The 25,550-nt window shown below is 54.9% G+C and carries 18 protein-coding genes, 2 tRNA genes and 2 rRNA genes; 12 read left to right on the top strand and 10 right to left on the bottom strand.

All coding sequences use genetic code 11. The features are described 5' to 3' along the window. Positions 1–14 precede the first annotated feature (14 nt). The 6 genes from atpB to asnC all read right to left on the bottom strand — a co-directional run bounded on the left by atpB (position 15) and on the right by asnC (position 5,825). The gene (atpB, locus tag GNG26_RS22315; protein WP_040077702.1) at positions 15–830 is read right to left on the bottom strand and encodes a F0F1 ATP synthase subunit A; all 816 of its coding nucleotides are present in this window, start codon (positions 828–830) and stop codon (positions 15–17) included. 8 nt (positions 831–838) lie between these two features. Then, complete coding sequence (gene atpI, locus GNG26_RS22310) at positions 839–1,219, bottom strand: F0F1 ATP synthase subunit I (RefSeq protein ID WP_103824374.1); 381 nt, start codon at positions 1,217–1,219, stop codon at positions 839–841. Between the two features lie 615 nt (positions 1,220–1,834). After that, entirely contained in the window at positions 1,835–2,458 is a 624-nt protein-coding gene (rsmG, locus tag GNG26_RS22305; protein ID WP_103824231.1) for a 16S rRNA (guanine(527)-N(7))-methyltransferase RsmG, read from the bottom strand. A gap of 105 nt (positions 2,459–2,563) precedes the next feature. After that, positions 2,564–4,453 carry a tRNA uridine-5-carboxymethylaminomethyl(34) synthesis enzyme MnmG gene (mnmG, locus tag GNG26_RS22300; protein WP_156240109.1) on the bottom strand — a complete coding sequence of 630 codons (1,890 nt, stop codon included), beginning with the start codon at positions 4,451–4,453 and terminating at the stop codon, positions 2,564–2,566. 373 nt (positions 4,454–4,826) lie between these two features. Further along, positions 4,827–5,276 (bottom strand): FMN-binding protein MioC, encoded by a 450-nt coding sequence (mioC, locus tag GNG26_RS22295; protein ID WP_103177602.1) that lies wholly within the window; start codon positions 5,274–5,276, stop codon positions 4,827–4,829. A 90-nt stretch (positions 5,277–5,366) separates the two neighbouring features. Further along, positions 5,367–5,825, bottom strand: coding sequence for a transcriptional regulator AsnC (asnC, locus tag GNG26_RS22290; protein WP_032615488.1), 459 nt, complete (start codon positions 5,823–5,825; stop codon positions 5,367–5,369). Positions 5,826–5,975: 150 nt separating this feature from the next. Here asnC and asnA point away from each other — a divergent pair, with 150 nt between their 5' ends. Further along, positions 5,976–6,968, top strand: a complete 993-nt coding sequence (gene asnA, locus GNG26_RS22285) for an aspartate--ammonia ligase (protein WP_103824228.1) — start codon at positions 5,976–5,978, stop codon at positions 6,966–6,968. Here asnA and viaA read toward each other — a convergent pair whose 3' ends face one another. After that, a complete protein-coding gene (gene viaA / locus GNG26_RS22280) occupies positions 6,969–8,420 on the bottom strand; it encodes an ATPase RavA stimulator ViaA (RefSeq protein ID WP_103824227.1) in 1,452 nt (483 codons plus the stop codon). Beyond that, positions 8,414–9,910, bottom strand: coding sequence for an ATPase RavA (gene ravA / locus GNG26_RS22275; RefSeq protein WP_156240108.1), 1,497 nt, complete (start codon positions 9,908–9,910; stop codon positions 8,414–8,416). The genes viaA and ravA overlap by 7 nt, the downstream gene beginning before the upstream one ends. Positions 9,911–10,133: 223 nt before the next feature. Here ravA and kup point away from each other — a divergent pair, with 223 nt between their 5' ends. The 7 genes from kup (at position 10,134) to rbsR (ending at position 18,052) form a co-directional block, all read left to right on the top strand. Beyond that, positions 10,134–12,002 carry a low affinity potassium transporter Kup gene (kup, locus tag GNG26_RS22270; protein WP_103177598.1) on the top strand — a complete coding sequence of 623 codons (1,869 nt, stop codon included), beginning with the start codon at positions 10,134–10,136 and terminating at the stop codon, positions 12,000–12,002. Between the two features lie 196 nt (positions 12,003–12,198). Further along, entirely contained in the window at positions 12,199–12,618 is a 420-nt protein-coding gene (gene rbsD / locus GNG26_RS22265; protein WP_103824225.1) for a D-ribose pyranase, read from the top strand. Between the two features lie 7 nt (positions 12,619–12,625). Further along, a complete protein-coding gene (rbsA, locus tag GNG26_RS22260) occupies positions 12,626–14,131 on the top strand; it encodes a ribose ABC transporter ATP-binding protein RbsA (RefSeq protein WP_156240107.1) in 1,506 nt (501 codons plus the stop codon). Positions 14,132–14,135: 4 nt separating this feature from the next. Beyond that, positions 14,136–15,101, top strand: a complete 966-nt coding sequence (gene rbsC, locus GNG26_RS22255) for a ribose ABC transporter permease (protein WP_156240106.1) — start codon at positions 14,136–14,138, stop codon at positions 15,099–15,101. A gap of 27 nt (positions 15,102–15,128) precedes the next feature. Next, positions 15,129–16,019 carry a ribose ABC transporter substrate-binding protein RbsB gene (gene rbsB, locus GNG26_RS22250; protein WP_114316334.1) on the top strand — a complete coding sequence of 297 codons (891 nt, stop codon included), beginning with the start codon at positions 15,129–15,131 and terminating at the stop codon, positions 16,017–16,019. Positions 16,020–16,126: 107 nt separating this feature from the next. Continuing rightward, on the top strand, positions 16,127–17,056 hold the full coding sequence (rbsK, locus tag GNG26_RS22245) for a ribokinase (protein ID WP_156240230.1): 930 nt from the start codon (positions 16,127–16,129) through the stop codon (positions 17,054–17,056). A 3-nt stretch (positions 17,057–17,059) separates the two neighbouring features. After that, positions 17,060–18,052: a ribose operon transcriptional repressor RbsR gene (rbsR, locus tag GNG26_RS22240; RefSeq protein WP_103177593.1), complete on the top strand. Its 993-nt coding sequence runs from the start codon at positions 17,060–17,062 to the stop codon at positions 18,050–18,052. Here the strand turns inward: rbsR and mdtD are convergent. Together mdtD and GNG26_RS22230 are read right to left on the bottom strand one after the other, a co-directional pair. Next, entirely contained in the window at positions 18,018–19,445 is a 1,428-nt protein-coding gene (gene mdtD, locus GNG26_RS22235) for a multidrug transporter subunit MdtD (RefSeq protein ID WP_156240105.1), read from the bottom strand. The genes rbsR and mdtD overlap by 35 nt on opposite strands. 20 nt (positions 19,446–19,465) lie before the next feature. Then, the gene (locus GNG26_RS22230) at positions 19,466–20,158 is read right to left on the bottom strand and encodes a FadR/GntR family transcriptional regulator (RefSeq protein ID WP_156240104.1); all 693 of its coding nucleotides are present in this window, start codon (positions 20,156–20,158) and stop codon (positions 19,466–19,468) included. 478 nt (positions 20,159–20,636) lie between these two features. On the opposite strand from GNG26_RS22230, the gene GNG26_RS22225 reads away from it, so the two are divergent. The 4 genes from GNG26_RS22225 (at position 20,637) to GNG26_RS22210 (ending at position 25,532) form a co-directional block, all read left to right on the top strand. Beyond that, positions 20,637–22,176 (top strand): 16S ribosomal RNA (locus GNG26_RS22225). A gap of 70 nt (positions 22,177–22,246) precedes the next feature. Beyond that, positions 22,247–22,323, top strand: a tRNA-Ile gene (locus tag GNG26_RS22220). Between the two features lie 36 nt (positions 22,324–22,359). After that, positions 22,360–22,435: transfer RNA gene (locus GNG26_RS22215), tRNA-Ala, on the top strand. Positions 22,436–22,629: 194 nt separating this feature from the next. Further along, a 23S ribosomal RNA gene (locus tag GNG26_RS22210) occupies positions 22,630–25,532 on the top strand. Together the 16S and 23S rRNA genes with 2 tRNA genes alongside form the textbook arrangement of a ribosomal RNA operon. Positions 25,533–25,550: the final 18 nt, after the last annotated feature.

Here is a 25,550-nt window from a genome sequence, read left to right as displayed (position 1 = left end):
GTGTTGGTAAAGAATCAGTGCTCTTCAGACGCCATCGACAGATAGACGATCGTCAGAACCATGAAGATAAAGGCTTGCAGCGTAATGATCAGGATGTGGAAAATGGCCCACGGCACATTCAGAACCCACTGTGACCACCACGGCAGAAGACCCGCGATCAGAATGAAAATCAGCTCACCCGCATACATGTTGCCGAACAGTCGCAGACCGAGGGAAATCGGTTTGGACAGCAGGCTAACGCCTTCCAGAATCAAGTTGATCGGAATAAACGCCCAGTGGTTGAACGGCTGCAGGGTAAGCTCTTTCACGAAGCCGCCTACACCTTTCATTTTGATGCTGTAGAAAAGAATCAGGATGAATACGCCCAGCGCCATAGACAGGGTGATGTTCACGTCAGCAGACGGCACCACACGCAGCGCAGGCAGACCGAAGATATGCTCGCCGATAAACGGCAGCAGGTCGATCGGCAGCAGGTCCATCAGGTTCATCAGGAAGACCCAGACAAAGACGGTCAGCGCCAGCGGTGCAATCACCTTGCTCTTACCGTGATACATGTCTTTGACGCTACCGTGAACGAAGCCAATGATCATTTCGATGAACGTCTGGAATTTCCCTGGAACGCCGCTGGTCGCACGTTTCGCAACGCCGCGGAAAATGGCCAGGAACAACAGACCCAGTACCACCGAGAAGAACATGGAGTCGATATTGATCGTCCAGAAGGTGGCTGGGGGGTTATGCGGATCCACCAGCGAGAATGTACGCAGGTCGATCTGAAGGTTGTTCAGATGGTGACCTATGTAATCCTGCGGCGTCATATTTTCTGAAGCCATGATGCCTTTTACCCTTTGTTATTGATTACAGCTGGCGCCAGAATTTGTACCACCAGCACCAAAACCCACGTCACTATCAGCGGCAAAAATACCACTTTAAAAACCGCCAGCGCCACCACCAGGAGGGCAAAGGTCAACAACACCTTACACACTTCGCCGAGGGCGAAGGACCAGGCCATGCGGCCTTTGGCAGGTGTATGCGCCTGATGACGCCAGGCAAAAATCATAAACAACATGTTTGGCACAACCACTGCCAAACCTCCGCTTACCGCAGAGATGCCCCAGAAGGGGTCTTTGAGGCAGAACAGCAATCCACTTGCTATCACCGCCAGAAACTGAATGAACAGAAGCTTACGAGCAACGTTTCGACTCAAGAGCGACACTGATATCACGTTTTTACTCCTGCTCACTTCGAGGTATGTCGCGTGTCGTATAAAACGTTCTTTAAGGCTCAGAGTCAAGCAGCAAAAAGCGGACAAATTATACGGTGCGTCCCCGTGATTTCAAACAATAAGTAGCGAAAAGGTGAATAAATGTTTAAATATTTTTCCCCGGCGCTATTTCTTAACTTTTCGCCAAACAATGAATGGCGCGTCAAAACTGCAAACAACGCGGAAACGTTGACGATAAAGCGTGCACGAGATCACAAAATAGACATTTACGATAAGGTCGAATAAATTAAAGCGGTAAAACGTTATATTTCATCTTTCTGATATTAAAGATTAATTTCAGCAACTATTCTCAAAACAGCCCTGTATACAACAAAAACCTTTTATTGACATTTTTAATAAATATTTAACATTAAAATCTGATTACTCTTCCCTACTTTTAGCAAGCTGATATTTTCGGTGTTTATTATCTTTTGGGTTAACTACACGCCCAGGTTAACCCAAAGAAAATCCACAGTAAAAAAGCGGTTAAATTAGCCCTGTTTACTTCTTAGCCTGACGCGTAATTTTTAACATACTAAGAACAGCACAAATTCCACATTTTTTATTATATTTTTAAAAAGATTTTGGCTTAACAATCACCAGATGACGTTCGCCTTCCAGCTGAGGAACGTGCAATTTAATCGCCTCTTCCATCTCAAAACCTTCAGGCATCTGCGCGATTTCTTCTTCCGGCAGCACCCCTTTCAGGGCATAGAAGCGGCCATTTTCCGCAGGCAGGTGCTTACACCAGTCGATCATGTCATTGAGGGAGGCAAAGGCCCGACTGATCACGCCATCAAACGGCGGTTCGGCGGGAAATGCCTCTACCCTACTCTGCACCGGATGAATATTTTCCAGCTTCAGTTCATGCTGAACCTGACGCAGGAAGCGTACGCGCTTGCCCAGGCTGTCCAGCAGCGTGAAATGGCTCTCAGGACGCACGATAGAGAGCGGAATGCCCGGCAGACCCGGTCCCGTTCCCACATCGATAAAACGCTCCCCTTTGAGATGCGGCGCTACCACGATGCTGTCGAGGATGTGACGAATCAGCATCTCGTTCGGATCGCGAACCGAGGTGAGGTTATAGGCCTTGTTCCATTTGTGCAGCATATCGACATACCCCACCAGCTGATTTTTCTGGTGATCGGTGAGCGAAATACCGGCTTGTTCCAGCAGACGAGTGAGTTTGTTGAGCACGGTGAATACCTGTTGAGATAGGTGCTGGCGGGTGGCGCTACGCGACCCCGCCCTACGGAATTCTGTAGGCCCGGTAAGCGCAGCGCCACCGGGCAGTTCTTACAATTAAGCGCTACGGCGCAGCATACCCTGTTTTTTCAGCCACACCAGCAGAATGGAGATGGCCGCAGGCGTGACGCCTGAAATTCGCGATGCCTGGCCGATGGATGACGGCTTATGGTCATTCAGCTTGGCGATCACCTCATTGGAGAGGCCGTTAACCAGACGGTAATCCAGTGTGGCGGGCAGGATCGTACTCTCGTTACGCTGCTGTTTCTCGATCTCATCCTGCTGACGAGCGATATAGCCTTCGTATTTCACCTGGATTTCGACCTGCTCAGCGGCCTGCACGTCTTCCAGACCCGGCGCAAACGGCGTCATCTGGATCAGCTGCTCGTAGGTCATCTCCGGACGACGGAGCAGATCTTCCCCGCTGGCTTCACGGGAGAGCGGCGCCGACAGGTGAGCATTCACTTCGTCTACAGACTCGGCGGTTGGGTTGACCCAGGTGGTCTTCAGGCGCTGACGTTCACGCTCGATGTTCTCCAGCTTCTCGTTGAAGCGCGCCCAGCGTGCATCATCCACCAGGCCCAGCTCGCGACCGATTTCGGTCAGGCGCAGGTCGGCATTGTCTTCACGCAGCATCAGACGATATTCCGCGCGGGAGGTAAACATGCGGTACGGCTCTTTGGTGCCGAGGGTGCAGAGGTCGTCCACCAGCACGCCCAGGTAAGCCTGAGAACGACCCGGCGCCCAGCCCTCTTTTTCGGCCGAGAAGCGCGCGGCGTTCAGACCAGCCAGCAGCCCCTGAGCGGCAGCCTCTTCGTAACCGGTTGTGCCGTTGATCTGGCCTGCGAAGAACAGACCCTGAATAAATTTGCTCTCCAGGGTTGGCTTCAGGTCACGCGGATCGAAGAAGTCATACTCAATGGCATAGCCCGGACGGACGATCTTCGCATTCTCCATCCCCTGCATGGAACGGACGATCTGCATCTGCACGTCGAAAGGCAGGCTGGTGGAGATACCGTTCGGGTAGATCTCGTTGGAGGTCAGCCCTTCCGGCTCCAGGAAGATCTGGTGCTGGTTACGATCGGCGAAGCGCATCACCTTGTCTTCGATCGACGGGCAGTAGCGCGGGCCGATCCCTTCGATCACACCGGCATACATCGGGCTGCGATCGAGGTTACTGCGGATCACGTCATGGGTTTTCTCGTTAGTGTGCGTGACATAGCACGGCACCTGGCGCGGATGTTGATCCACGCTGCCCATGAACGAGAAGACCGGCATCGGGTTATCGCCGTGCTGTTGGGCCAGCACGCTGAAATCAATGGTGCGGGCGTCGATACGCGGTGGCGTACCGGTTTTCAGGCGGCTGACGCGCAGCGGCAGCTCGCGCAGACGGCGTGAAAGGGGAATGGATGGCGGATCGCCAGCACGGCCACCGCTGTAGTTGTCCAGTCCGATGTGAATTTTGCCGTCAAGGAAGGTCCCGACGGTCAGCACGACGGCTTTGGCACGGAACTTCAGACCCATCTGGGTCACAGCGCCAACGACACGATCGTTTTCCACAATCAGATCCTCAACCGCCTGCTGGAAGATCATCAGGTTCGGTTGATTCTCCAGCGCGGTGCGTACGGCCTGGCGGTAGAGCACGCGGTCCGCCTGAGCACGGGTCGCCCGAACGGCGGGGCCTTTGCTCGCGTTTAGTATCCTAAACTGGATACCCGCATGATCGATCGCGGTTGCCATCAGGCCGCCAAGTGCATCCACTTCTTTTACCAGGTGTCCTTTCCCAATGCCGCCAATCGCCGGATTACAGGACATCTGTCCTAGCGTGTCGATATTGTGTGTCAAAAGCAGGGTCTGCTGACCCATTCGCGCCGCGGCCATTGCGGCCTCGGTGCCTGCATGACCCCCGCCAATGATAATGACGTCAAAAGGATCCTGATAAAACATGGTGGTCTGCCTCGCGTAAAGCGGTAAGAAAATGGATTGAAGCCCGGGCCGTGGATTCTACTCAACTTTAGTCGTTCGAGAAAGCACTGGGATCCTGGCTATTAAAAAGAAGATCTTTTTATTTAGAGATCTGTTTTATTGTGATCTCTTATTAGGATCGCGGGTTTCTGTGGATAAGCCGGATCTCCCAAAGAAGATCATGTGCTTAGAGAGGATCGTTTGCTGTGAATGATCGGTGATCCTGTGACGTATAAGCTGGGATCAGATCGCGATGTTATACACAGCACAAAAAGTCATCACGGGTTGTTCTTTGGATAACTACCGGTTGATCCAAGCTTTTAACCAGAGTTATCCACATCCGATCGCACGATCTTTAATCTGTTTTGAGTAAATTTTTCCATTCCGCCAGCCAAAGTTCGGCTGGATCTTCCGGAATATCATGATCGAGGATGTTGATCTTCAGCGTTTCACCGATCTGTTGTGCCCCGCAGGACTTCAGTTCGGTCTCGACCTTCTCAACGGCACCGCAGAAGGTGTCGTACTCCCGGCTGCCAATACCAATGGCACCAAACCGGACGTTCGTCAGGTCGGGCTGCTGCTCTTTTAACTCTTCATATAAAGGAAGAAGGTTATCCGGAAGATCCCCCGCACCATGAGTGGAGGTGATCAACAGCCAGATCCCGTCGAGCTGGAGATCCTCTAATAACGGTCCATGCAGCGTTTCAGTAGAAAAGCCCGCGTCTTCCAGCTTTTCGGCCAGGTGTTCCGCGACATATTCAGCGCCGCCAAGGGTGCTGCCGCTAATAAGAGTAATGTCCGCCATTGATCGCTCGCTCAGATAAACAGGAGGACATTGTACGCTGTGAACGAGCTGGGATCTACCTGTGGAAAATGTGGTAATTATTTTGCCCGGTTACGGGCGGATGGTACGCATGATCGGGTTCTGCAGGGAGATCAACGTCTCGGTGGACTGAATTTCATCGATTGTTTGGATCTTGTTGATAAGTACCTGTTGCAGGGCGTCGATCGAGCGGCACATCACCTTAATAAAGATGCTGTAGTGGCCGGTGGTGTAATAGGCCTCGGTCACTTCATCCAGCGCATTCAGCTTTGCCAGCGCCGAGGGGTAGTCTTTGGCGCTCTTGAGGATGATGCCGATAAAGCAGCAGACGTCATACCCCAGCTGTTTCGGACTGACATCAATATGGGCGCCGGTAATGATCCCCGCCTGTTTCATCTTCTCTACGCGCACGTGAATGGTCCCCGGGCTGACACCAAACTGTTTTGCCAGTTCTGCGTAGGCAGTACGTGCATTGGCCATCAGCGCCTCGAGAATGCCGCGGTCCAGATTGTCGATCTGATAATTTTCCATAGCTTTTTCTTATGAAGATTAATGAATCACTCTATTTTAGCGGGTAATTTTATCGATTTAAAAGTGAGTCGGGAGTTTTATTGTTGGATTATTGAAAGAGGTTCTTTTTTGTTGCTTAATCAATGCCAACAGGACGCAGGAGTATAAATAATGAAAACCGCTTACATCGCACAACAACGCCAGATCAGTTTCGTTAAATCCCACTTTTCCCGCCAGCTGGAAGAGAAGCTTGGTCTTATTGAAGTCCAGGCACCGATCTTAAGCCGTGTGGGCGACGGGACGCAGGACAACCTGTCTGGTTGCGAAAAAGCGGTTCAGGTGAAAGTGAAAACACTGCCAGATGCCCAGTTCGAAGTGGTCCATTCCCTTGCGAAGTGGAAGCGTCAAACCCTGGGACAACACGACTTCAGCGCGGGCGAAGGGCTTTACACGCACATGAAAGCCCTTCGCCCCGATGAAGACCGCCTTACCGCGATTCACTCTGTTTACGTTGACCAGTGGGACTGGGAACGCGTCATGGGTGATGGCGAACGTCATACCGGTACGCTGAAAGCGACGGTAGAAGCCATTTATGCCGGGATCAAAGCCACCGAGGCGGCGGTCAGCAAAGAGTTTGGCCTGACCCCGTTCCTGCCGGAGACGATCCACTTTGTCCACAGCCAGGAGCTGCTGAGCCGCTTCCCGGATCTCGATGCCAAAGGGCGTGAACGTGCGATCGCCAAAGAGTTAGGGGCCGTGTTCCTGATCGGGATCGGCGGCAAGCTGTCTCATGGTCAGCGTCACGATGTACGTGCGCCGGATTATGATGACTGGAGCAGCGAAGGCGAGAGCGGCCTGGCGGGTCTGAACGGCGATATTCTGGTCTGGAACCCGGTACTGGAAGATGCGTTTGAACTTTCTTCCATGGGGATCCGCGTGGATGCCGAGGCGCTGAAGCGCCAGCTGGCTATTACCGGTGATGAAGATCGCCTTAAGCTGGAGTGGCACCAGGCGCTGCTGCGTGGCGAGATGCCGCAGACCATCGGCGGCGGTATCGGCCAGTCTCGTCTGACCATGTTACTGCTGCAGCTCTCCCATATCGGCCAGGTGCAGTGTGGCGTATGGCCGCAGCAGGTTCGTGACAGCGTCGACGCCCTGCTGTAATTAGCGTTTCCAGCGCCGCAGCAGGCGGCTACGCAACCCGGTATCAAAGCGCCAGATATGATCGAAGATGCGCATGATGCCGGGTTTTCCATGTGTGGACATCGCAACGGCATGAAAACGATGTTGGTGGACCTGCTGCAGTACCTTCACCTTACTTACCACCTCTTCCGGCAGCCGCTGGGCAATAAAGTCTGAAATCACCACCGCGTCGGCGTCATACCACTCGCCGCCCTGCATCCGCTCGATAATGGCGCGAAAACAGCTGGCGAGATCGGTACCACCGCGAAAGCGCTGGCTTAAGAAACGGATCGCCTGCTCCAGACCGTGCTGGCCCGAGAGTTCGTAGCCCACCACCTCGCTGGAAAACAGCATGATAAAGCAGCGTCTTCTGTCGGCGAGCGCCACGCGCATCAGGGCCAGACAGAAGGCTTTGGCGCACTGCTCGTTGAATCCTCCCATCGAACCGGAGGTATCCACGCAGACGATAAATGGCCCGCGGGGCTGTTCGTCGAAATCCTGATGTACCGCCGGGCGCTGGCTCACCTTCTCCCGCCAGGCATCGCCTTGCAGACGGTAAGTAAGGAGCTGCTTCTCCACCAGCCGACGGTAAAATTCGTACTCAAGTTCTGTGATGCCGAGGGTCGCCAGCTCTGGTGGCAGCAGGCGCAGAATGTCATCGCTCTGCTGTAGACCGTCCACCTGCTCCGGCACCGTCGCCGGTTCGCGCACCAGGGTGCGGAAGGTTTCCAGCGGGGCATCCTTTTTTGGCACCGACTTCGCCTCCCGCGAACGGCCCAGCTGTTCCGCCAGTTGCATTAGCTCCGGCTGCTGCGCCAGAAAATCGCCGTAGCGAACAATAAGCTGATGATCCCCCCGCTTGAGCTGACCGGCGCTCATATCCCAGAGGCGACCGGCGGAATTTTCGTTCTCCACCAGTACCGGCTCCAGCGCCCCGGCCAGTGTCATCCGCTCCTGTACTTCGCTGAGCAGCTGTTCGCGCTCCTCTTCCAGTAACTGCTGATTCAGGGAGGTGGCCTGCACCACCAGGCTCAGCCGCCAGCGCTGTAAAAAGAGGGTATGCAGGGCGGGGGTAAAGGTGGCGTTATCCACCACCAGCTGCCGCGCCTGGCCAGCGAATGGGGAGTGAACCTTGTCCAGCAGGGTTAAAATCTGCGGCAGCTGGACGATCAGCTGGGGCGTGGAGAGTAACTGGCTCTGCTGATAGCACATCACCTCTTCGGTGAGTTCCGGCGGGACGCGGGTATCTTTCAGCCTTTTGCGGAGATTTTCCCGCCAGCGAGGAAGATCGTCGGTGATGGCGGTTTTAAGGCGCGGGAATTTTTCGAAAAAGATCGCCAGCTGCGGCGAGGCCAGCAGGGTCAGGATGATCTCTTCGATCATGCCCTCCTCGCCGACGGCAAGCATGACGTTAAGGGTATCCAGCGTCAGCATTGACGCGCCTGTTTGATCTGCGCGCTTACATCCTGCAGGCTGGCTTCAATCCGCCCCAGCCAGTCGCTATGAATGAACAGACATTTTTGCTGCTCGCTGAAGCGGGTGTGCTGGAGGTGCCACTGGTTATCCAGCGCTTCCAGCTGCTGTTTGATCTCTTCCGGCACGCTTTCCGACGCGGTGCCGGGCAGCGCAAGACGCGATCCCTGCAAACTGACGTCGCGGATCACCAGATGCAGGCTGCCGTCCACTTCCAGATTGAGCGGCTGGGCGAAACCAATGCCGTTAAGTTTGCCGCGGATCTCGCCGCCTTTGGTCAGCCACTGCGCCAGCGCTTCCCGCTCGAGGGTGATGTGAATCACCTGCATATCGTGGAGCTTGAGCGGCTGCTGGAGGAGCAGCGTCAGGGTGGTATCACTCAGTTCTGCCGGTAATTCGTAGTGTGGGCGACGGGCGAACATGCCGCTCTGACGGATAACGCGCAGGGCGGTTTTGTCGCTCTGCTGCTGCTGAAGCTGAAGGCGGCGCTGGGTAATGGCTCCCAGCTGGTTCAACATCTCCTGCTGTCCCCACGCGTGTCCGGTCATCAATATTTCCAGCTGCTGCTGCATCAGATTCATGCCGCTGGCGTCGTGCCAGAGGCAATCCTTCAGCAGGATCAGGTCGATTGGCGCCACCGCATCGCGACCGCTGAACAGCGCGCTGGCCTGCAGCAGGCGGATGGCTTTCTTCCAGCGGCGATCGGAGACGTAAGGCGCTCCCGGCAGGGCATCAAGCTGCTGGCGCAGCATAAAGACCAAATCGAACACCGCATCAGGCAGGGTGATTTTACCGATGTCCTGTTGCCACTGCTGATACTCCTCGTCCGTCACCTGTAATGCGGCAGGCACCGGGTTATCGTTTTCATCCTGCTGGCTGGTCAGCAGCGAGCGGAAGTTCGCTTTGTCCTGCACCTTATCGAGCCACAGGCGGATCAGCATACGGTCATACAGGGCTTCGAGGCTGCTGTCGGCTTCGGGCAGTTCGTTGGATGCCGCCACCAGCAGGCGCATCGGGATTTTCTCCTCATGCGCGCCGTTGCGGAACCGGCGTTCGTTAATGGCGGTAAGCAGGGTATTCAGGATCGCCGGGCCGGCTTTCCAGATCTCATCGAGAAAGACGATTTCCGCTTCCGGCAGATAGCCGGTGGTTAACCGTTCGTACCGCCCTTCATCTTTTAACGCCTGGATGGAGAGCGGACCAAAGACCTCTTCCGGCGTGGAAAAGCGGGTCATCAGGTACTCAAACGCCCTGGCGTGCTGAAAAGCGAATTTCAGCCTGCGGGCAATCAGGCTTTTTGCGATGCCGGGCGGCCCCAGCAGAAATACGCTTTCGCCGCTCAACGCCGCCAGTAAACAGAGGCGAATGGCGTGGCTACGTTCATAAAGCCCTTTCTCCAGTGCACCGCTGAGACGGGAAATTCTTTCTGCTAATAAATGAGTGTGAGCCATAATTGTTTTTGCATCCTTTCGCCGTACCCCCGGCTAATTGAAGCGAGTATAGACGTTTCGTTCCGGGCTGGTAATAGACTGAACCACGGTGCTATTTTCTTTGCGCTACGTTAATGAGGTGGCATTTAGGGGTACGATTCTAAGATTAATCGTGCATACTGTGCGCTTTTTGTGGGCCAAGGGACTAAGCACACATTTGTTATTTAAACGAAAAGACTAGTCTATGAGCACTGATAATAAGCAATCATTACCCGCAATTACGCTCGCGGCGATCGGCGTTGTCTACGGTGATATCGGCACCAGCCCGCTTTATACGCTGCGCGAATGTTTGTCCGGTCAATTTGGATTTGGCGTTGAACGCGACGCTGTGTTTGGTTTTTTGTCCCTGATCTTCTGGCTGCTGATCCTGGTGGTTTCTGTTAAATATCTCTCCTTCGTGATGCGTGCAGATAACGCCGGTGAAGGTGGGATCCTGACCCTGATGTCGCTTGCCGGGCGCAATACGTCCGCCAGAATGACCTCGTTCCTGGTCATCATCGGTCTGGTGGGAGGCAGCTTCTTCTATGGCGAAGTGGTGATCACCCCTGCTATCTCGGTGCTGTCGGCGATAGAGGGGCTGGAGATTATCGCGCCGCATCTTGATGAGTGGGTTGTCCCGCTGGCCATACTTGTTCTGACCCTGCTGTTTGTGATTCAGAAACACGGTACCGGGCTGGTGGGCAAACTCTTCGCGCCGATTATGCTCTCCTGGTTCCTGATCCTGGCGGCGCTGGGGTTACGCAGCATCATTGCTAACCCGGAAGTGCTGCATGCCCTGAATCCGATGTGGGCAGTGCATTTCTTCCTCGAATACAAAACCGTGTCGTTTATCGCGCTGGGCGCGGTGGTGCTCTCTATTACCGGTGTTGAAGCACTCTATGCCGATATGGGCCACTTCGGTAAGTTGCCTATTCGCGTGGCCTGGTTTTTAGTGGTGCTGCCGTCGCTGGTGCTGAACTACTTCGGCCAGGGGGCGCTGCTGCTCAAACACCCGGAAGCGATTAAAAACCCGTTCTTCCTGCTGGCGCCGGACTGGGCGCTGGTGCCGATGCTGATCCTCGCGACGCTGGCGACGGTGATTGCTTCTCAGGCGGTGATTTCCGGCGTCTTCTCCCTGACCCGCCAGGCAGTGCGTCTGGGCTATCTGTCGCCAATGCGTATCATCCATACTTCCGAAATGGAGTCGGGCCAGATCTACATTCCTTTCGTTAACTGGCTGCTTTATGTCGCGGTGGTAATTGTTATCGTCAGCTTCGAGCACTCCAGTAACCTGGCGGCGGCCTACGGTATTGCCGTTACCGGTACGATGGTGCTGACCTCGATCCTCTCTACCACGGTGGCGTACCGGAACTGGCACTGGAATAAATTCCTTGTGGGCATGATTCTGGTCGGCTTCCTCTGTATTGACGTGCCGCTGTTCTCCGCGAACCTCGACAAGATTGTCTCCGGCGGCTGGCTGCCGCTGACGCTGGGTCTGGTGATGTTCATTGTGATGACCACCTGGAAGAGCGAGCGTTTCCGCCTGCTGCGCCGGATGCATGAACACGGTAACTCTCTGGAGGCGATGATTGCCTCGCTGGAGAAATCTCCGCCGGTGCGCGTACCCGGCACAGCGGTCTATATGTCGCGCGCGTTGAACGTGATCCCGTTTGCCCTGATGCACAACCTCAAGCACAACAAAGTGCTGCACGAGCGGGTGATCCTGTTGACCCTGCGTACCGAGGATGCGCCCTATGTGCATAACGTCCGCCGGGTGCAGATAGAGCAGCTGTCGCCCACCTTCTGGCGGGTGGTGGCCAGCTACGGCTGGCGTGAAACCCCGAACGTGGAAGAGGTGTTCCACCGCTGCGGTCTGGAGGGTTTAAGCTGCCGGATGATGGAGACCTCGTTCTTTATGTCCCACGAGTCGCTGATCATCGGCAAACGCCCGTGGTACCTGCGCCTGCGTGGGAAGCTCTATCTTATTCTCCAGCGTAACGCCCTGCGCGCGCCTGACCAGTTCGAGATCCCGCCTAACCGCGTGATTGAGCTGGGGACGCAAGTCGAGATTTAATCCCTCCTGAAAATGCCGGGTGGCGCTTCGCTTACCCGGCCTACAAAACTCCTCCCTGACCGCCATAATTGTCTCCCCATTTCACTTAGCGAAACGTTTCGACAACGATCACAAATCTGTTACGTCATGGTGGTTTTCTGCGCATCGGTAAGATAAAACTGATGTCAGCGAAACGTTTCGCTAGTGGAGCAAGAAAATGAAGAAAGGCACGGTACTCAACTCTGAAGTCTCATCGGTCATCTCCCGTCTCGGGCATACCGATACGCTGGTGGTTTGTGATGCGGGTTTACCCATTCCCCACAGCACAACGCGTATTGATCTGGCATTAACGCAGGGCGTACCCACGTTTATGCAGGTGCTGGATGTGGTGACAACCGAGATGCAGGTTGAGGAAGCCATTCTCGCAACGGAAATCAAACAACATAATCCGCAGCTCCACGAAACGTTGCTTGGCCATATCAAGCAACTGCAACAATGCCAGGGAAACACCATAAAAATAAGCTACATAACGCACGAGCAGTTCAAGAAAAATACCGCTGACAGCCAGGCGGTGATTCGCAGCGGGGAGTGTTCCCCGTATGCGAATATCATTCTCTGTGCTGGCGTCACCTTCTGAGGCCATCATGGACGCACTCCTGCAACTGAAAGGGATCGATAAATCGTTCCCGGGCGTCAAAGCCCTCTCCGGTGCCGCGCTGAATGTTTACGCCGGACGCGTGATGGCGCTGGTGGGTGAGAACGGCGCAGGCAAATCCACCATGATGAAAGTGCTGACCGGTATCTATCAGCGCGACGCCGGTTCGCTGCTGTGGCTGGGGAAAGAGACCACCTTTAATGGCCCGAAATCCTCTCAGGAAGCCGGGATCGGCATCATCCACCAGGAGCTGAACCTCATCCCGCAGCTCTCCATCGCGGAGAACATCTTCCTGGGGCGTGAGTTTGTTAACCGCTTTGGCAAAATCGACTGGAAGCAGATGTATGCCGAAGCCGACAAACTGCTGGCGAAGCTGAATCTGCGCTTTAAGAGCGATCGTCTGGTAGGCGAACTCTCTATCGGCGATCAGCAGATGGTCGAAATCGCCAAGGTGCTGAGCTTCGAATCCCGCGTTATCGTGATGGATGAACCGACCGACGCCCTCACCGATACCGAAACTGACTCCCTGTTCCGCGTGATCCGCGAGCTGAAAGCGCAGGGGCGCGGCATTGTCTATATCTCCCACCGCATGAAAGAGATCTTCGAGATTTGCGATGACGTCACCGTCTTCCGCGACGGGCAGTTTATTGCCGAGCGTGAAGTGGCGACGCTTAACGAAGATACGCTAATTGAGATGATGGTGGGACGTAAGCTGGAAGACCAGTATCCACGTATCGATAAAGCGCCGGGCGAGATCCGCCTGAAGGTCGACAATCTGTGTGGCCCTGGGGTGCATGATGTCAGCTTTACCCTGCGTCAGGGGGAGATCCTCGGCGTGGCCGGGCTGATGGGCGCCGGGCGTACCGAGCTGATGAAGGTGCTGTATGGCGCCAACCCGCGCACCAGCGGCTATGTCACCCTTGATAGTCATGAAGTTGTCACCCGTTCTCCGCAGGATGGCCTGGCGAACGGTATCGTCTATATCTCCGAAGATCGTAAGCGCGATGGCCTGGTGCTGGGCATGTCGGTGAAAGAGAACATGTCCTTAACCGCGCTACGCTACTTCAGCCGCAGCGGCGGTGGTCTGAAGCATAAAGACGAGCAGCAGGCGGTCAGCGATTTTATCCGCCTCTTTAATGTTAAAACCCCGTCGATGGAACAGGCTATCGGGCTGCTCTCCGGCGGGAATCAGCAGAAAGTGGCGATTGCCCGCGGTCTGATGACCCGTCCGAAGGTACTGATCCTTGATGAACCGACGCGCGGCGTGGATGTTGGCGCCAAAAAAGAGATTTACCAGCTCATTAACCAGTTTAAGGCTGACGGGCTAAGCATCATTCTGGTCTCTTCCGAGATGCCAGAGGTATTAGGCATGAGCGATCGCATTATCGTCATGCATGAAGGGCATCTCGGCGGTGAATTCAGTCGCGAGCAGGCCACCCAGGAAATTCTGATGGCTGCCGCTGTGGGCAAGCTTAATCGCGTGGATCAGGAGTAAGAAGATGACTACCCAGGCTATTTCTGGACGCCGTTATTTCACGAAGGCATGGTTGATGGAACAAAAATCGCTGATTGCCCTGCTGGTGCTGATCGCGATTGTCTCTACCATGAGCCCGAACTTTTTTACCGTTAATAACCTGTTCAACATCCTCCAACAGACGTCCGTGAACGCCATTATGGCGGTGGGCATGACGCTGGTGATCCTGACCTCGGGTATCGATCTGTCCGTCGGTTCCCTGCTGGCGCTCACCGGCGCGGTTGCTGCTTCAATTGTAGGGATTGAAGTCAACGCGCTGGTGGCCGTTGCAGCGGCGCTGGCGCTGGGTGCGGCTATTGGGGCTGTTACCGGTGTTATTGTGGCGAAAGGTCGTGTTCAGGCGTTTATTGCCACCCTGGTGATGATGCTGCTGCTGCGCGGTGTGACCATGGTTTACACCAACGGCAGTCCGGTCAACACCGGCTTTACCGATAACGCCGATCTGTTTGGCTGGTTCGGTATTGGCCGCCCGCTGGGTATCCCGACGCCGGTCTGGATCATGGGCCTGGTCTTCCTCGCGGCGTGGTACATGTTGCATCACACCCGCCTGGGCCGCTATATCTATGCCCTGGGGGGTAACGAAGCGGCGACCCGTCTGTCCGGTATTAGCGTCAATAAAGTCAAAGTTATCGTCTACGCCCTGAGCGGCCTGCTGGCTTCGCTGGCGGGGATTATCGAAGTGGCGCGTCTCTCGTCTGCACAACCGACCGCCGGTACGGGCTATGAGCTGGATGCCATCGCCGCGGTCGTGCTGGGCGGCACCAGCCTGGCCGGGGGGAAAGGCCGTATCGTCGGTACGCTGATCGGTGCGCTGATCCTCGGCTTCCTGAATAATGGATTGAATTTGTTAGGTGTTTCTTCCTATTACCAGATGATCGTCAAAGCGGTAGTGATTTTGCTGGCGGTACTGGTAGACAACAAAAAACAGTAACTGACGACACTACAGGACATCTTTGATATGAACATGAAAAAACTGGCTACCCTGGTTTCTGCTGTCGCGCTGAGCGCAACCGTGAGTGCAAACGCCATGGCGAAAGATACCATCGCGCTGGTGGTTTCTACCCTGAACAACCCGTTCTTCGTCTCCCTGAAGGATGGCGCGCAGAAAGAGGCCGACAAACTGGGCTACAACCTGGTGATCCTCGACTCCCAGAACAACCCGGCAAAAGAGCTGGCTAACGTGCAGGACTTAACCGTTCGCGGCACCAAAATTCTGCTGATCAACCCGACCGATTCCGATGCGGTAGGTAACGCAGTGAAGATGGCGAACCAGGCTAACATCCCAGTGATCACCCTTGACCGTCAGGCGAATAAAGGCGACGTGGTGAGCCACATTGCCTCTGACAACGTGCTGGGCGGCAAAATTGCCGGTGACTACATCGCCAAGAAAGCGGGCGAAGGCGCTAAAGTTATCGAACTGCAGGGTATCGCCGGGACTTCCGCAGCGCGTGAGCGTGGCGAAGGCTTCCAGCAGGCGGTTGCTGCCCACAAATTCAACGTACTGGCCAGCCAGCCGGCAGATTTCGACCGTACGAAGGGCCTGAACGTCATGCAGAACCTGCTGACTGCACACCCGGACGTTAAAGCGGTATTCGCACAGAACGATGAAATGGCGCTGGGCGCGCTGCGTGCGCTGCAGACTGCGGGTAAATCTGATGTGATGGTGGTTGGATTTGACGGCACGCCTGATGGTGAAAAAGCGGTAAACGATGGCAAACTGGCTGCGACCATCGCTCAGCTGCCGGAGCAGATCGGCGCCACTGGCGTACAGACTGCTGACAAAGTGCTGAAGGGCGAGAAAGTTCAGGCCAAATACCCTGTTGACCTGAAACTGGTCATCAAGCAGTAATATGCGATTCAGGCAGTCGCAGGCTGCCTGAGGGACAACATATAAAGAAAAGAGTGGCATACGCCACCGGGGCATCCCGGTGGCACTCTCTGATGGACACTTCAACTATGAAAACCGCAGGTAAGCTCGTCGTCCTTGGCAGTATTAATGCCGATCACATTCTTAACCTTGACGCTTTCCCGACACCGGGCGAAACCGTAACGGGTCATCGCTACCAGGTCGCCTTTGGCGGCAAGGGCGCGAACCAGGCGGTCGCCGCCGGACGTAGCGGGGCGAACATCGCCTTTATCGCCTGTACCGGCGATGACGATACCGGGGAGCGCGTTCGCCAGCAGCTGGAAAGTGACAACATCGATATTGCGCCAGTGAGCGTGGTGGACGGTGAATCAACCGGCGTGGCGCTGATTTTTGTCAACGGAGAAGGTGAGAATGTCATCGGTATTCATGCGGGGGCAAACGCGGCGCTGATACCTGAGCGAGTGGCGGCGCAACATGCGCTTATCGCCGGTGCCGACGCCCTGCTGATGCAGCTGGAATCCCCGGTAGAAAGCGTGCTGGCGGCAGCGAAAATTGCTCATGAAAATCATACCACTGTCGTACTAAATCCCGCGCCAGCCCGTGTATTATCAGACGAGCTTCTGGCGCTGGTGGACATCATCACCCCCAATGAAACCGAGGCTGAAAAGCTGACGGGCATTCGCGTTGAAAACGATGAGGATGCAGCTCGCGCGGCGAAAGCCCTGCACGACAAAGGCATCCACACGGTCATCATTACTCTTGGTAGCCGCGGCGTATGGGCCAGCGTTGAGGGAGAAGGGCGTCGCATTCCTGGCTTTAAGGTGAAAGCTGTCGATACCATCGCTGCGGGCGACACCTTTAATGGTGCGCTGGTGACGGCGCTGCTGGAAGGCGAACAACTGGATGACGCAATCCGCTTTGCCCATGCGGCGGCGGCCATTGCGGTGACCCGTCCAGGTGCACAGCCTTCTGTACCATGGCGTAATGAGATCGATGAATTTTTAAGTCAGCAGAGGTAACGCTTGGCCACAATGAAAGATGTCGCCCGCATGGCGGGCGTCTCTACTTCGACGGTCTCCCACGTCATCAATAACGATCGCTTCGTCAGCGACGCGATTCGGGAGAAGGTCGAGGCTGCCGTTAAATCCCTCAATTATGCGCCTTCCGCCCTGGCGCGCAGTCTGAAACTCAACCAGACGCGCACCATTGGCATGCTCATTACGGCCAGTACCAACCCCTTTTACTCTGAGCTGGTGCGCGGCGTTGAGCGCAGCTGTTTTGAGCGTGGCTACAGCCTGGTGTTATGCAATACCGAAGGCGATGAACAGCGCATGAACCGCAATCTGGAGACGCTGATGCAAAAGCGCGTCGACGGATTGCTATTGCTGTGCACCGAAACGCACCAGCCCTCCCCGGAGATTATGCAGCGCTACCCCTCCGTTCCCACGGTGATGATGGACTGGGCGCCGTTCGACGGTACCAGCGATCTGATCCAGGATAACTCGTTGCTGGGCGGGGACATGGCGACGCAGCATCTGATTGATAAAGGCCACACCCGCATCGCCTGTATTACCGGTCCGCTGGATAAAACCCCCGCCCGCCTGCGGCTGGAAGGATTCCTGGTGGCGATGGCGCGTGCTGGTTTGCCGGTGCCTGAGGGCTATCAAATCACCGGTGACTTTGAATTTAGCGGCGGGTTTGAGGCGATGCAGGCCTTACTCGCCCAGAAGGAGCGCCCGCAGGCGGTCTTTATTGGTAATGATGCGATGGCGGTAGGGGCTTACAAGGCGCTTTATCAGGCGGGACTGCGTATCCCGGACGATATCGCCGTGGTGGGATATGACGATATCGAACTGGCGCAGTATATGACGCCGCCGCTCACTACTATTCATCAGCCAAAAGATGAACTGGGCGAGCTGGCGGTTGATGTCTTGATCCACCGTATCGCCCAGCCCGCCCTGCAACAACAGCGGCTGCAGCTTACTCCTGTTCTGATGGAACGGGGGTCTGTTTAGGTTTGTGCCGATCTTTAATAAGGTTACGACCATCCTTCGGTTTTAGCAGCATAAAGACCAGCGCCGAAATCACCGTCAGCACGCCCATGGTGATAAAGGTGGAGTGAAACTGTTCGACAGTATTTGTGCTGTCGAACCCTTCATAAAAACGCAGTACTGCCGCACTTACCGCCACCCCCAGACTGATCGACAGCTGCTGCGTCACCGCCAGCACGCTGTTACCGCCGCTGGCATTCTCGTCATTGAGATCGGCAAGGGTAATGGTGTTCATCGACGTGAACTGGATGGACATCGCCATCCCCAGCACAAACAGCGGCAGGATCAGCATCCATACCGGCAACGCCGCCGACTGCAGTGAGAACTGTGCAATCATCACGCCGATAAATATCGTCACGCCAACCAGCGTCCTGCGGTAGCCCAGCCGACGCAGAAGTTGCGTCACGCCGGATTTGGCAAGGATCGAGCCCACCGCCGTAGGCGCCATCATGCAGCCTGCAATCAGTGCCGGGTAACCAAACCCGACCTGCAGCATCAGCGGCATCAGGAAGGGAACACAGCCGGTGCCCAGCCGTGAAGCGATGTTGCCGGCAATACCCACCGAGAAGGTGCGCGTGTTAAACAGCGACAGCGAAATAAGCGGCGTAGGATGGCGACGCGCATGACGTATATAAAGAAGAAAAAGAAGAATGCCGCTGAAAATGATGGTGACGGCCAGCCAGGTTGCTACCAATTTCTCACCGAACAGCTCCATGCCGCTGGAAAAGAGCACCAGGCTCAGGCCAAACAGGAAGAACCCGCCCATATCGAATTTGCGCCGTGGGGTGGTGAAATTCGGCATAAATTTGCGCGCATAGAAAAGCCCGGCGATCCCTATTGGGATATTAATGAGAAATATCCAGTGCCAGCTGGCCCAGGTGACCAGCACGCCACCCAGCACCGGGCCGAGGATCGGCCCGACCAGGCCCGGCATGGTAACGAAGTTCAGCACCGGCAACAGTTCGCTGCGCGGATAGGCCCGTAACAGTGCCAGGCGCGCAACCGGCATCATCATCGCGCCGCCTATCCCCTGGATCACCCGGAAAACAACCAGCTCTCCCAGAGAACTGGAGAGTGCGCAGGCCAGCGAGCCCAGCGTAAATAACGTTACCGCCAGCATAAAGACACGGCGGGTGCCGAAGCGATCGGCCAGCCAGCCGCTCACCGGGATCAGCATCGCAACGGTCAGGGTATAACTGATGATGGCCGACTGCATGGCCAGCGGAGAACGGTTCAGGCTTTGGGCTATTGCGGGAAGGGCAGTATTGAGGATGGTCGCATCCAGGGCCTGCATAAAGAAGGCCATTGCCGCTATCCACGGCAGGCCCGCCATACTGCGTGCTTTTTTTACTGTCATTCGAGTTCCTGTTGTTATGGCTACCGTGCTGGTGGGGCAAGCAGCGCCTGGCTGGCTGCCATGGCGCGTGGCCCGTCACTGTCCTGAATGGCATCGACAATGGCCTGGTGTAAATCCAGCTTAACCACTTCATCCTGGGCAATAGAGGTAAAGTAGGTGTGATAGACAGAGTGAAAGAGCGAGGCAAAAGAGGTCAGGAACGGATTACCGCTCATCTCATAGATATGCTCGTGCCAGGCCATATCCACATCTATCCAGCGTTCCCGGTTAAAGTGCTTTTTCAGATGCACCATCTCATCCATCAGAGTATTTAACCGCGCTTTTTGCTCTGCCGTTCCGATCGTTGCGGCCAGCAGGCAGGCTTGCGGCTCCAGGCTACTGCGCATGACAAGGAAGTGATCAATAACCTGCTGGAAGTTATCTTCCGTCATCCACCAGGAGAGCAGCTCCTGATCGAGGAAGTTCCAGTTGCCCTGGGGCATCACGCGCGTACCGATGCGCGGACGGGGCAGCACCATCCCTTTCGCGGTTAACGTTTTCACGGCTTCACGAACGGCCGTTCGGCTCACGCCAAACTGTTCCCCCAGTTCCAGTTCACCCGGCAGGATGCTGCCAGGCGTGTAAACACCTGCCAGGATCCGCTGTGCCAGTTTTTCTGCCAGCACATAGGAAAGGTTTTTTTGTGCCGCCAGCTGTTGCGCGCTTAAAGGCATAAAGCATATTCCTTAAATCTTGATGCCAGTAAGTATGCCACCTGCAGGCGGCTTGTGGTGGCGAAAACAGCAATTAGCGCCGTTTCTGGCTAAAAGATGAGGCTTTTGGCGAAAAAAAACACGGTTGGTAGTTTTTTTTAATTTTACGCTTGTCAGCGCTGAAGAACTCCCTATAATGCGCCTCCACTGACACGGAACAACGGCACGCAAGCCGCCGGGTCAGCGGGGTTCAGCGATGAATACCCGGCAGAGAAAAGCGAAAATAATCGCTTGACTCTGAATGAGGAAAACGTAATATACGGGACCTCGCAACGGTGAGCGAAAGCTGCGTTGCACTGCTCTTTAACAATTTATCAGACAATCTGTGTGGGCACTCAAAGTGACATGGATTCTTAATGTCTTCGGACAATAAATGAATACCAAGTCTCTGAGTGAACACGTAATTCATTACGAAGTTTAATTCACGAGCATCAAACTTAAATTGAAGAGTTTGATCATGGCTCAGATTGAACGCTGGCGGCAGGCCTAACACATGCAAGTCGAACGGTAGCACAGAGAGCTTGCTCTCGGGTGACGAGTGGCGGACGGGTGAGTAATGTCTGGGAAACTGCCTGATGGAGGGGGATAACTACTGGAAACGGTAGCTAATACCGCATAACGTCGCAAGACCAAAGAGGGGGACCTTCGGGCCTCTTGCCATCGGATGTGCCCAGATGGGATTAGCTAGTAGGTGGGGTAATGGCTCACCTAGGCGACGATCCCTAGCTGGTCTGAGAGGATGACCAGCCACACTGGAACTGAGACACGGTCCAGACTCCTACGGGAGGCAGCAGTGGGGAATATTGCACAATGGGCGCAAGCCTGATGCAGCCATGCCGCGTGTATGAAGAAGGCCTTCGGGTTGTAAAGTACTTTCAGCGAGGAGGAAGGCATTGTGGTTAATAACCGCAGTGATTGACGTTACTCGCAGAAGAAGCACCGGCTAACTCCGTGCCAGCAGCCGCGGTAATACGGAGGGTGCAAGCGTTAATCGGAATTACTGGGCGTAAAGCGCACGCAGGCGGTCTGTTAAGTCAGATGTGAAATCCCCGGGCTCAACCTGGGAACTGCATTTGAAACTGGCAGGCTTGAGTCTTGTAGAGGGGGGTAGAATTCCAGGTGTAGCGGTGAAATGCGTAGAGATCTGGAGGAATACCGGTGGCGAAGGCGGCCCCCTGGACAAAGACTGACGCTCAGGTGCGAAAGCGTGGGGAGCAAACAGGATTAGATACCCTGGTAGTCCACGCCGTAAACGATGTCGACTTGGAGGTTGTGCCCTTGAGGCGTGGCTTCCGGAGCTAACGCGTTAAGTCGACCGCCTGGGGAGTACGGCCGCAAGGTTAAAACTCAAATGAATTGACGGGGGCCCGCACAAGCGGTGGAGCATGTGGTTTAATTCGATGCAACGCGAAGAACCTTACCTACTCTTGACATCCAGAGAACTTGGCAGAGATGCCTTGGTGCCTTCGGGAACTCTGAGACAGGTGCTGCATGGCTGTCGTCAGCTCGTGTTGTGAAATGTTGGGTTAAGTCCCGCAACGAGCGCAACCCTTATCCTTTGTTGCCAGCGGTTAGGCCGGGAACTCAAAGGAGACTGCCAGTGATAAACTGGAGGAAGGTGGGGATGACGTCAAGTCATCATGGCCCTTACGAGTAGGGCTACACACGTGCTACAATGGCGCATACAAAGAGAAGCGACCTCGCGAGAGCAAGCGGACCTCATAAAGTGCGTCGTAGTCCGGATTGGAGTCTGCAACTCGACTCCATGAAGTCGGAATCGCTAGTAATCGTAGATCAGAATGCTACGGTGAATACGTTCCCGGGCCTTGTACACACCGCCCGTCACACCATGGGAGTGGGTTGCAAAAGAAGTAGGTAGCTTAACCTTCGGGAGGGCGCTTACCACTTTGTGATTCATGACTGGGGTGAAGTCGTAACAAGGTAACCGTAGGGGAACCTGCGGTTGGATCACCTCCTTACCTTAAAGAACCTGCCTTTGTAGTGCTCACACAGATTGTCTGATGAAAATTAGCAGTAAAAAATCTCTGCAGGCTTGTAGCTCAGGTGGTTAGAGCGCACCCCTGATAAGGGTGAGGTCGGTGGTTCAAGTCCACTCAGGCCTACCAAATTTGCGATGCAAATTTGAAGAGATTTGCCACGATGGGGCTATAGCTCAGCTGGGAGAGCGCCTGCCTTGCACGCAGGAGGTCTGCGGTTCGATCCCGCATAGCTCCACCATCTTTACTGCACAACCTGAAAACTTCAGAGTGTACCTGCGAAGGTGCGCTGCGAAGTTTTGCTCTTTAAAAATCTGGATCAAGCTGAAAATTGAAACGACACGCTGTGTCTGTTCTCCGTAATAAGAACAGATGAAGGTGTGTTCGAGTCTCTCAAATTTTCACAACGCGAAGTGAAACAGCTTCGGGTTGTGAGGTTAAGCGACTAAGCGTACACGGTGGATGCCCTGGCAGTCAGAGGCGATGAAGGACGTGCTAATCTGCGAAAAGCGCCGGCGAGGTGATATGAACCCTTGACCCGGCGATGTCCGAATGGGGAAACCCAGTGTGATTCGTCACACTATCGTTAGCTGAATACATAGGCTAACGAGGCGAACCGGGGGAACTGAAACATCTAAGTACCCCGAGGAAAAGAAATCAACCGAGATTCCCCCAGTAGCGGCGAGCGAACGGGGAGCAGCCCGGAGTCTGAATCAGCTTGTGTGTTAGTGGAAGCGTCTGGAAAGTCGCAGGGTACAGGGTGATACTCCCGTACACGAAAGCACACATGCTGTGAACTCGAAGAGTAGGGCGGGACACGTGGTATCCTGTCTGAATATGGGGGGACCATCCTCCAAGGCTAAATACTCCTGACTGACCGATAGTGAACCAGTACCGTGAGGGAAAGGCGAAAAGAACCCCGGCGAGGGGAGTGAAAAAGAACCTGAAACCGTGTACGTACAAGCAGTGGGAGCACCTTCGGGTGTGACTGCGTACCTTTTGTATAATGGGTCAGCGACTTATATTCTGTAGCAAGGTTAACCGTATAGGGGAGCCGGAGGGAAACCGAGTCTTAACTGGGCGTTAAGTTGCAGGGTATAGACCCGAAACCCGGTGATCTAGCCATGGGCAGGTTGAAGGTTGGGTAACACTAACTGGAGGACCGAACCGACTAATGTTGAAAAATTAGCGGATGACCTGTGGCTGGGGGTGAAAGGCCAATCAAACCGGGAGATAGCTGGTTCTCCCCGAAAGCTATTTAGGTAGCGCCTCGTGAATTCATCCTCGGGGGTAGAGCACTGTTTCGGCTAGGGGGCCATCCCGGCTTACCAACCCGATGCAAACTGCGAATACCGAGGAATGTTATCACGGGAGACACACGGCGGGTGCTAACGTCCGTCGTGAAGAGGGAAACAACCCAGACCGCCAGCTAAGGTCCCAAAGTCATGGTTAAGTGGGAAACGATGTGGGAAGGCACAGACAGCCAGGATGTTGGCTTAGAAGCAGCCATCATTTAAAGAAAGCGTAATAGCTCACTGGTCGAGTCGGCCTGCGCGGAAGATGTAACGGGGCTAAACCATGCACCGAAGCTGCGGCAGCGACACTATGTGTTGTTGGGTAGGGGAGCGTTCTGTAAGCCTGCGAAGGTGTGCTGTGAGGCATGCTGGAGGTATCAGAAGTGCGAATGCTGACATAAGTAACGATAAAGCGGGTGAAAAGCCCGCTCGCCGGAAGACCAAGGGTTCCTGTCCAACGTTAATCGGGGCAGGGTGAGTCGACCCCTAAGGCGAGGCCGAAAGGCGTAGTCGATGGGAAACAGGTTAATATTCCTGTACTCGGTGTTACTGCGAAGGGGGGACGGAGAAGGCTATGTTGGCCGGGCGACGGTTGTCCCGGTTTAAGCATGTAGGCGGAGGTTCCAGGTAAATCCGGTACCTTTTAACGCTGAGGTGTGATGACGAGGCACTACGGTGCTGAAGCAACAAATGCCCTGCTTCCAGGAAAAGCCTCTAAGCATCAGGTAACATCAAATCGTACCCCAAACCGACACAGGTGGTCAGGTAGAGAATACCAAGGCGCTTGAGAGAACTCGGGTGAAGGAACTAGGCAAAATGGTGCCGTAACTTCGGGAGAAGGCACGCTGATATGTAGGTGAAGCCCCTGCGGGTGGAGCTGAAATCAGTCGAAGATACCAGCTGGCTGCAACTGTTTATTAAAAACACAGCACTGTGCAAACACGAAAGTGGACGTATACGGTGTGACGCCTGCCCGGTGCCGGAAGGTTAATTGATGGGGTTAGCTGTAAGGCGAAGCTCTTGATCGAAGCCCCGGTAAACGGCGGCCGTAACTATAACGGTCCTAAGGTAGCGAAATTCCTTGTCGGGTAAGTTCCGACCTGCACGAATGGCGTAATGATGGCCAGGCTGTCTCCACCCGAGACTCAGTGAAATTGAAATCGCTGTGAAGATGCAGTGTACCCGCGGCAAGACGGAAAGACCCCGTGAACCTTTACTATAGCTTGACACTGAACACTGGTCCTTGATGTGTAGGATAGGTGGGAGGCTTTGAAGTGTGGACGCCAGTCTGCATGGAGCCGTCCTTGAAATACCACCCTTTAATGGCTGGTGTTCTAACGTGGACCCGTTACCCGGGTTGCGGACAGTGTCTGGTGGGTAGTTTGACTGGGGCGGTCTCCTCCTAAAGAGTAACGGAGGAGCACGAAGGTCAGCTAATCCTGGTCGGACATCAGGAGGTTAGTGCAATGGCATAAGCTGGCTTGACTGCGAGAGTGACGGCTCGAGCAGGTGCGAAAGCAGGTCATAGTGATCCGGTGGTTCTGAATGGAAGGGCCATCGCTCAACGGATAAAAGGTACTCCGGGGATAACAGGCTGATACCGCCCAAGAGTTCATATCGACGGCGGTGTTTGGCACCTCGATGTCGGCTCATCACATCCTGGGGCTGAAGTAGGTCCCAAGGGTATGGCTGTTCGCCATTTAAAGTGGTACGCGAGCTGGGTTTAGAACGTCGTGAGACAGTTCGGTCCCTATCTGCCGTGGGCGCTGGAGAATTGAGGGGGGCTGCTCCTAGTACGAGAGGACCGGAGTGGACGCATCACTGGTGTTCGGGTTGTCATGCCAATGGCACTGCCCGGTAGCTAAATGCGGAAGAGATAAGTGCTGAAAGCATCTAAGCACGAAACTTGCCCCGAGATGAGTTCTCCCTGACCCTTTAAGGGTCCTGAAGGAACGTTGAAGACGACGACGTTGATAGGCCGGGTGTGTAAGCGCAGCGATGCGTTGAGCTAACCGGTACTAATGAACCGTGAGGCTTAACCTTACAACGCCGAAGCTGTTT

The sequence above is a fragment of the Leclercia sp. J807 genome, assembly GCF_009734465.1.
GTDB lineage: Bacteria > Pseudomonadota > Gammaproteobacteria > Enterobacterales > Enterobacteriaceae > Enterobacter.
Note: the sequence above shows the minus strand (reverse complement) of the source record. Positions and strands in the feature narration are given on the sequence as shown.